This is a genomic window from Marisediminitalea sp., assembly GCF_984433645.1.
Genome location: NZ_CFIDRX010000026.1, coordinates 24,065 through 32,091 on the forward strand (window position 1 = coordinate 24,065; position 8,027 = coordinate 32,091).

10 protein-coding genes are annotated in these 8,027 nt (G+C 48.6%); 3 read left to right on the plus strand and 7 right to left on the minus strand.

The window, feature by feature from the left end:
- The 5 genes from AC4MRN_RS05580 to rpe form a co-directional block, all read right to left on the minus strand.
- The coding region (locus AC4MRN_RS05580) for an aminotransferase class III-fold pyridoxal phosphate-dependent enzyme (RefSeq protein ID WP_491202723.1) at nt 1–204 on the minus strand (204 nt) is incomplete at its 3' end.
- 397 nt (nt 205–601) lie between these two features.
- The gene (locus tag AC4MRN_RS05585; RefSeq protein ID WP_491202724.1) at nt 602–1,762 is read right to left on the minus strand and encodes an HDOD domain-containing protein; all 1,161 of its coding nucleotides are present in this window, start codon (nt 1,760–1,762) and stop codon (nt 602–604) included.
- 164 nt (nt 1,763–1,926) lie between these two features.
- A complete protein-coding gene (locus AC4MRN_RS05590) occupies nt 1,927–2,547 on the minus strand; it encodes an anthranilate synthase component II (RefSeq protein WP_491202725.1) in 621 nt (206 codons plus the stop codon).
- An 18-nt stretch (nt 2,548–2,565) separates the two neighbouring features.
- Complete coding sequence (trpS, locus tag AC4MRN_RS05595; RefSeq protein ID WP_370164176.1) at nt 2,566–3,573, minus strand: tryptophan--tRNA ligase; 1,008 nt, start codon at nt 3,571–3,573, stop codon at nt 2,566–2,568.
- A gap of 19 nt (nt 3,574–3,592) precedes the next feature.
- The gene (rpe, locus tag AC4MRN_RS05600) at nt 3,593–4,270 is read right to left on the minus strand and encodes a ribulose-phosphate 3-epimerase (RefSeq protein WP_491202726.1); all 678 of its coding nucleotides are present in this window, start codon (nt 4,268–4,270) and stop codon (nt 3,593–3,595) included.
- Nucleotides 4,271–4,657: 387 nt separating this feature from the next.
- Here rpe and AC4MRN_RS05605 point away from each other — a divergent pair, with 387 nt between their 5' ends.
- From AC4MRN_RS05605 to AC4MRN_RS05615, 3 genes are all read left to right on the plus strand, one after another.
- A complete protein-coding gene (locus AC4MRN_RS05605; protein ID WP_073324304.1) occupies nt 4,658–5,374 on the plus strand; it encodes a TorF family putative porin in 717 nt (238 codons plus the stop codon).
- Between the two features lie 145 nt (nt 5,375–5,519).
- Nucleotides 5,520–5,777, plus strand: a complete 258-nt coding sequence (locus tag AC4MRN_RS05610; RefSeq protein ID WP_073324305.1) for a hypothetical protein — start codon at nt 5,520–5,522, stop codon at nt 5,775–5,777.
- 5 nt (nt 5,778–5,782) lie between these two features.
- Nucleotides 5,783–5,974 carry a DUF2970 domain-containing protein gene (locus AC4MRN_RS05615; RefSeq protein WP_255051122.1) on the plus strand — a complete coding sequence of 64 codons (192 nt, stop codon included), beginning with the start codon at nt 5,783–5,785 and terminating at the stop codon, nt 5,972–5,974.
- Here AC4MRN_RS05615 and AC4MRN_RS05620 read toward each other — a convergent pair.
- Both AC4MRN_RS05620 and AC4MRN_RS05625 read right to left on the minus strand, forming a co-directional pair.
- Nucleotides 5,961–6,827, minus strand: coding sequence for a Dam family site-specific DNA-(adenine-N6)-methyltransferase (locus AC4MRN_RS05620; protein ID WP_073324307.1), 867 nt, complete (start codon nt 6,825–6,827; stop codon nt 5,961–5,963). The genes AC4MRN_RS05615 and AC4MRN_RS05620 overlap by 14 nt on opposite strands.
- 175 nt (nt 6,828–7,002) lie before the next feature.
- Nucleotides 7,003–8,027, minus strand: a 1,025-nt coding sequence (locus AC4MRN_RS05625; RefSeq protein WP_491202727.1) for an SPOR domain-containing protein, incomplete at its 5' end; no start/stop codon positions are given.

Here is an 8,027-nt window from a genome sequence, read left to right on the forward strand (position 1 = left end):
CTTGTTACCTTGCTCGGTAAGGGCTTTTACCAACTCAGGGTGACAGTGACCCAGTGCGTTTACAGCAATACCACCGGCAAAGTCGATGAATTCGTTGCCGTCCTGATCCCAGACTCGCGAACCCACACCGCGAACCGGTACCATACTGGCAGGGTTGTAGTTCGGCACCATGACTTCATCAAATAAACTCCGGGTTACATTCATCTCTTCACCTCTAACTGTCGATTTACTGTTTGCTCGTTGCCTCAAATGAGCAACGAAATACAGTGGAATAATGTGTTTCAAAGCGCTTCAGTATGCCAGCATAACGCGCCTTTGTCTCGTCAATTCATTGGCTGTAAACACAGTAAAATCAAGGGGTGTGGCTTAACTTGCATAATTAGTGAATAACTATCCATAGAAGTGAATAGACGGAAAAATAAACAATAGAGAGTTTGTATCTTGCGCCACGCGAGCGGGCTGAACGCGTGTAGATGTACACCAGGGTTTACGGCTGAATGATTATGAAAGCGAAAAAAACACGCTTTTTTACGTTTTCAGCTCAGAACATGGCGCAATTCCGCGCGATGAACAGGTAATTACGCGTCTGGATTCAGCTGTTTTAAAGTTCGGCAACAACGGGAAGTTGTGACAGGGTTTGTTTTTGCAATGCAGTTAAAGTGTCTGCGGATATCGCACTGCCAGAACGAAATACCGGGGCTTCGTCTTCCAGGAATAATTTAGCGTCACTGAGCATTCTGAATTTGGCGTAATACCGGCTTTGTTGAAGTGTGCGGGTTAACGGCAAGGCATCCTCATCATCCGGCTCTTGCAGGAACTGTTGCATGGGGGTGTGCAAGTCCACCCGCTTGAATACCATTTGTTCAAACAGGTGCAGAGACAGTTTATCGCCGTGCTGGTTAATCAACTGAATACACTGCGCTGGGTCTGGCAATAACTGCGTAAGTGCACTGTGCAAATCGCGCAATTTGGCTTTCTGCGCGTGTTGCAGAAAATCAAAATGCACTTGTTCGAACAGTTTAAAATAGAGTTTTAGGATCACACTGCGGCCTAACTGACTCAGCAGGGCAAGCAGGTAAGCCGGGTAGGGCTGGGCTTTAAATTGAGGTGCAATGGCTTCAGCGGTTCTGGCACAGGTTACCGCGTATTCCATGGTCTTGTGCTTTACTTGCGGAAAAGGATCGGTAATCAAGGGGATTGACTGACGGAACATCAAAGCCGGTAGTACCAGTTTTACGTTGTCGATGCCCATAAAACTCAACGCGGTCTTCAGCGTGTCGACCACAATCACCATGCCCCGCGCATCGCGCCGACGATTTTGTGGGGCATTAACTAACTTCAGCAGTTCGTCATACAGCCAGGGCATGCCTGCCGCAACAGCCTCCACTTTTGAAATGGTTGCTGATGGTGTGGTGAGCAGGTCGATAAGATCTGTTGACTCGTCTTGCCAGTTTAGTTGTTTGTCTAGGATCGCGGGCGTGTCACTGATAGCTTGTGTTAGCTTTTTCTTAACCAGCGTATGCAGTTGCTGGTTAATTTGAGCCAGATATTCTGCGCGGACTTTGGCGGTTTGCAGCTTGTCGCGAATCGCGGTTTTTTCGACTTTAAGCAGTTGGCGACGGGTAAAACTCTGTTCAGATTCCTCATAACTTACTTCGCCCGGCGCACGTTTGCCAATCATGACGCTGACGCGCTCAGGCGCAATCAGCCAATAATCAAAACGTTCGGCAATGGAGGGGGGCGTTAGTAATTGCTCAGCCATAAGCGATGTAGTGACTCCGTTTGTACTGCAGATCGATAAAAATAGCGTGATATAAAAGTAGTATCGGCCGATTCCCAATACGCTGCAACTTAATTAACCCCAGCTCGGAAATAGTGCTAAAAAACACGCCGTAGTGTTGTTGCGCGAATTCAGAGCGAATGTGTTTACGCTTGTTCCGTTGAAAGCCGCGGCGTATAAGGCGCTGAAATACCGGCTAAGGTTAAAAAGTTAGCCAGTACCTGATGGCCATACTCGGTTAACAAAGATTCCGGATGATACTGCAGGCCCCAAATGGGTAAAGTGCGATGCGCTACCGCCATGATCTCTGGCTCGTCGCCATCCTGACTCCAGGCAATTGCCTGCAGGCAGTCAGGTAACTGTTCTGGCGATAAAACCAATGAGTGATAGCGAGTTACGGTAAAGCGTTCAGGGATATTATCGAACAGAGGGCTTCCGTTATGTAGAACCGGTGAAAGCTTTCCATGACGAATATGGTGGGCACCGCAGACTCTGGCACCAAATACCTGACCTATAGCCTGATGTCCCAGGCATACGCCAAGAATGGGTAAGGTGCCAGCAAAGTGCTTGATCGCTGCCAGACTGATTCCGGCGTCATCAGGCGTGCAAGGCCCCGGCGAAATCACGATGCCTTGTAACGGCATGGCAGCGATGTCTGCCAGACTGACCTCGTCATTTCTGACGACTTTCAGCTCACAACCTAACTCAACAAAGTAACGCGCCAGGTTGTGGCTGAACGAATCATAGTTGTCGATGAGCAATAACAAGTGGTACCCGCTACCCAATTAAGGTTTGGCAATAAACCCTAAGGCGTCATAGGTCGCAGCCAGAGTTTTGCTGGCTTTTGCCTGTGCCTTGGCCGCACCTTCACGCATGACTTCATTCAGGTACGCCTGATCTTCGCGAAGCTGGTGGTAGCGTTGTTGAATGGGCTCAAGTAATGCTACCACGGCATCGGCTACGTCGCCTTTCAGGTGACCGTACATTTTGTCTTCGTAATCCGGGACCAGTGATTCAACCGATTTCCCCGTCGCCAGTGAGAGCAAGGTCAGCAGGTTGCTGACGCCGGCTTTTTCTGCTGGGTTGTAATAAATACGCGCCTGCTCGTCTGAATCGGTGACGGCACTCTTGATCTTCTTCGCCAGTTTCTTCGGCTCTTCCAGCAGCCCGATGTAGTTTTTCGGGTTGTTGTCAGACTTCGACATTTTTTTGTCAGGCTCTTGCAAGCTCATGATGCGCGCACCAAATTCCGGAATGTACGGATCGGGCAGGCGGAAGGTATCGCCATAGATATTGTTAAAGCGCGTTGCTACATCGCGGGTAAGTTCAAGATGCTGCTTTTGGTCTTCACCAACCGGCACCTTGTCTGCCTGGTACAGTAAGATATCTGCTGCTTGCAGTACCGGGTAGCTGTACAAACCTACGTTGATGTTAGAGGCATTCTTTGCAGACTTGTCTTTAAACTGGGTCATGCGGTTAAGCTCGCCCATTTGCGTGTAACAGTTCAATACCCACGCCAGTTGCGCGTGCTCAGGTACGTGAGACTGTACGAACAGCGTGCTTTTTTGCGGGTCAATGCCACAGGCAAGGTATAAAGCCAGACCATCAAGGCAGGCCTGCTTCAGTTTTTCAGGCTCCTGACGAACAGTGATGGCGTGTAAGTCTACCAACATGTACAAACAGTCGTGGTCGTCCTGCATGCTCACCCATTGCTTCAGTGCACCCATATAGTTGCCAAGGGTTAATTGACCGGACGGCTGACAGCCGCTTAGTACGATTGGTTTTACACTCATGAATTTATACCTACTGTTATTACCGGGCGCCAACTGAAGCGAGTTCGTTGCGCATTTGCTGAATCACGGTGGCGTAATCAGGCTGGTTAAAAATAGCTGAGCCGGCAACAAACATGTCTGCGCCTGCGTCAGCAATGGCTGCGATATTATCGACTTTCACCCCGCCGTCAACTTCCAAACGTATATTTCGGCCTGATTCTTCTATTCTTTGTTTTACTTCACGCAGCTTGTCCAGCGTATTTGGAATAAAAGACTGACCGCCGAAGCCGGGGTTAACCGACATCAATAGTATGTGATGCAGCTTATCCATGACGTAATCAAGGTGAGAGAGCGATGTCGCCGGGTTAAATACCAGGCCGGGCTGGCAGCCCTTATCAATAATCAACTGCAGACTGCGGTCAACGTGCTGACTTGCCTCGGGGTGAAAACTGATCATGCTGGCACCGGCGTCTGCAAACTGCTCAATAAGGTCGTCTACCGGTGAAACCATCAGGTGCACATCAATAGGGGCCGTAATGCCGTAGTCACGCAGAGCCTTACAGATCATAGGTCCGAAAGTCAGGTTAGGCACATAGTGGTTATCCATGACATCAAAATGAACGACATCGGCACCGGCCGTCAGTACCTTCTCAACATCCTCGCCTAGCCGGGCAAAGTCGGCGGACAGAATGGACGGGGCTATCAGAAAATCTTTCATACCTTACCTTCGGGTTAGTCAAGCCAGCAACTGGCTTTATGGATTTGCAGAGTACGTCTTTTTAACACGTTTTTTGATAACGCTTTTATTGATTAAATTTTACCGGATTCTGTGAGCAGGCAAAAGGCAAAATACCGCCCTTTATTGGTGAGTGTGCACTTATATGGTGCGACGGGCTTGTGCGAGTGCGCGTACGAAATCTTCTGGTTAAAAAATGCTCTAAATAAAATATAAATAAAATCATATGTTTATGTGTTTTTTCTTTGATTTTGACGAAGATTATTAATTGGGCATCAAGTTTGCGTATGTCGTGAGCACAATAACAAGAACAATAGACAGAAAGTGATTTTAAAACACTTATGCAAAGTTAATTTACGGAGAACACACATGAAATTTAATAAAACTTTGGTAACTTTAGCTGTTGTTGGCTCTTGCCTGACTTCTACTGCTGCCCTTGCTGACAGCGTATCTGCTAACGTTAGCGTTACCAACAACTACATCTGGCGTGGTCTGACTCAAACCATGAACGAAGCAGCTGTACAAGGTGGTATCGACTACGCAAGCGACAGCGGTTTCTACGCGGGTACTTGGGCATCTAACGTTAAGTATGGTGCAGACGATGTTTACTCTTACGAGCACGACATCTACTTCGGTTACGCGGGCGAAGCTGGCGACATTTCATATGATGTTGGTTACCTGTACTACAACTACGACACTGAAGCCGGTTACGATTTCGGCGAAATCTACGGTACAGTAGGTTACGGTAACTTCAGCGCGACTTTATACGTTCTGGCGAACGCAGAACCAGATGAAGGCCCAAATCAAGACTTCGGTTTTGGTTCAACGACTTACCTGTCACTTGACTATGCTTACGCACTGGAAAGCGGCACTGAAGTTGGTGTTCACCTTGGTTCTCACCAGGGCGACTTTTCTGAGTCATTCAACGGCGTACCTGGTGACTACATGGATTACGCACTGACGCTGTCTAAAGACGGTTTCGGCTTCATGATCAGTGGTACTGACCTGGACGACGCTGGTCCGGACGCGTTAGACAACGACAGCGTGAAGTTCACTGTTTCTTACGGTGTAGACTTCGAGCTGTAAGCGATAGTCGCTTAAAAATTATTTGTTGTGCGTACGGGGCCATGCAGAAATGCGTGGCCTTTGTACTTTAGGCGGAAATTTTCGTTGCCAGACGGTTCGAACTGGTTATAATTAAACCAATGGAATCTACTGGGTAGATAAGTGAATGTTTAACAGAAACCTAAAATGGCGGGCATCTGGCACAGTGTTAACTGTTGGCTTGCTGGTAGGAACATTTCATTTGGCAACGGATAGCCGCGAAATAGCCTCAAATGACTGTCAGCCCCCTTGTGCGAACGCACAGCAGCATGCCGAAGAGGTAAGCTGGTCGAGCTGGTTAACCGGTCGTTCTACGTCTTATCGCTTTCATTATCTCGATTTGCTGGAATTATTGTCGCGCCAGAAAGGCACGGACAGCGAATAGTCGCAATGGCCAGTAAACCCGGTTTACTGCAAGTGATTCAAAGCGTGTTGGCGAGCGCCTTCGGTGTGCAAAGCCATAAAAACTACCAAAAAGACTTCTCTCAACCCGACGTAAAAGTGTACATCACAGTTGGTGTTGTATTTGTCATTCTGTTTGTCTTGTCTCTGATAGCGTTAGTGCAGTTTATACTGCCTTAGCGTTGTGTTCGTCGGTAATCGGCATAACCGGCGTATCGTCGAAAAACGCCAGTAGTTCACTGACTGGTTTACGTTTGTGGCCCTTCTGACTGATTGACCGTTTTACATTTAAGGTCGAGATATGGGCGCCGTTGTATAGCTGGCGTGTCAGTGGTAGATCGTGGTTCGATATGAGTACGGGGATCCCTCTTTTATAAGCAGCCCGTTTTGCCAGTGTTGCAAGCTTGTTTTGGCATGCAAGACTAAACTGCTTGGCTGCATAACTGGTAAACAATGCGGTTTTGCTTATTGGTGCATAAGGTGGATCACAGTAAATAACACTGCCTTTACGGGCGCGTTGGAAGACTTTTTCGAAAGGTAGGCAGGTAAATTTCGCGTGTTGGGACTTTTCCGCGAATACATACATTTCACGCTCGGGGAAGTAGGGGCGTTTGTAACGGCCGAATGGCACATTGAAGCGTCCGCTGAGGCTATAACGGCATAAGCCATTGTAGCCATGGCGATTCAAATAGACGAATAACAGCGCGCGATAATGCTCGTCAGTGGTCTGATTAAACTCTTCCCTCAGGGCATAATACGTGGCTTCTTCATTGTGCTCTGGTGTAAAGAACGCTTTTAAATCGTTGATGAGTACATCTGGTTGCTGCTTCAACAGATTGTACAAGCTGATCAGGTCTGGATTGATATCGTTGAGGACGTAATGCGGGTAGTCTGAATTCAGAAAAACAGACCCTGCACCGACGAAGGGTTCAATGAGTTTGTTCGCAACTGGCAATTGCGCGTTTATCTTTTCTACCAGGCTGTATTTGCCTCCTGCCCACTTGAGGAATGCCCGGTTTTTATTGACTGCCATTATGTTGGTAACTACTCACTGACGATTTATTGGTTATTTGTCTTCGTGGAAAGCATAGCCATGACAGCGCACATTCAGAAAATGAAGCTGTAAAACATGTTCAACCCAGAGAAACCCTGATTGTAGCGACCACAGCGGATCCCGACAACCAGCAATTTCCAGAATCGGTAAAATATTAGCGTGCCGGGTTCAGTTCGCCTTGGATTTGACGGCCGGATTTTACAAAAACAGCGTCTTTGCCTGGGAACGGCGGCAAAGACGATACCATTGCTCTGGCATCAAGAAGGGTGGCTGCACTTGTATGCCACAGCAGAACGTACCAATCGCCGCCGTAACGTGCAGTTTTGTACATGGTAACCTTGTCAGTAAGGTTGTGGTCCCGCAGGAAGTCTTTAGCAAGCGGCAGGTCTTTCATGCCTGCAATTTGAATGTAGTAGGCGGCGGGGTCAGCCTCGGTCATAAGTGCGGTTGTGTCGACTGTCGCTGTTGCAACAGCGGGTTGCTCGGAATTCAGTTCACTAGCAGCTACCGGACTCTCGCTTGCTTGCCCAACGTTATCTGCGGACTCAGCTTCAGTTCCTCCAGCTATAGCAGGCTGTTCGGTTGCTGTTTCAGTGACAGTCGTTTCAACAGAACTTGCAGTAGGTACCGCTATTGGCTGCTGAGTGGCTTCTACTGACTCAGAAGTGCGCACTTCCGGCTCTGGTATAGTTTTTAGTGCGTCAGTAAAGCTGGTTACCACGCGGGCATTCTCAGAGGGCTGCTTCACCGGCTCTTCAATCACCGTGTTAGTTTGTTTAGGCACACTGATTGTTTGCGTGGGCGTACTGTCTTCAGTGTTGTTGGCATGCACTTCCTCAGCGCCGGATTGTGTGGTTTGTTCAATAGGGTTAAACAACGTGCTTAACGTTGCGCCGTATTGCCAGCCAAGTAACGCAACAAAGCTGGACAGAAACACCAGTACCACTGCCAGCCACAACCAGGGGGAGCGCAGTCTGTTGGGCCGGGTTTCAATATGTGCCTGGCCTTTGGCCTGGCGGTAGCGGTCGAAGGCTGCGCGGCGCTGAGCCAGCAGTTTGTCGACATCGCTACCGTAGTTGTCGCGAGTCACAGACTGACTGCTGATAAGTAAGGGCGTATCGGTATTTTTAGCCGGCAGCCATTGTTTGGCTTGCTCTGCCCATTCTGACTCACCAAACA

What these genes read in the sequence shown, in the direction of transcription:
- AC4MRN_RS05585 (WP_491202724.1), bottom strand. Translation starts at nt 1,762, where the DNA reads ATGGCTGAGCAATTACTAACGCCCCCCTCCATTGCCGAACGTTTTGAT.
- trpS (WP_370164176.1), bottom strand. Translation starts at nt 3,573, where the DNA reads ATGAGTGTAAAACCAATCGTACTAAGCGGCTGTCAGCCGTCCGGTCAA.
- rpe (WP_491202726.1), bottom strand. Translation starts at nt 4,270, where the DNA reads ATGAAAGATTTTCTGATAGCCCCGTCCATTCTGTCCGCCGACTTTGCC.
- AC4MRN_RS05605 (WP_073324304.1), top strand. Translation starts at nt 4,658, where the DNA reads ATGAAATTTAATAAAACTTTGGTAACTTTAGCTGTTGTTGGCTCTTGC.
- AC4MRN_RS05610 (WP_073324305.1), top strand. Translation starts at nt 5,520, where the DNA reads ATGTTTAACAGAAACCTAAAATGGCGGGCATCTGGCACAGTGTTAACT.
- AC4MRN_RS05615 (WP_255051122.1), top strand. Translation starts at nt 5,783, where the DNA reads ATGGCCAGTAAACCCGGTTTACTGCAAGTGATTCAAAGCGTGTTGGCG.
- AC4MRN_RS05620 (WP_073324307.1), bottom strand. Translation starts at nt 6,827, where the DNA reads ATGGCAGTCAATAAAAACCGGGCATTCCTCAAGTGGGCAGGAGGCAAA.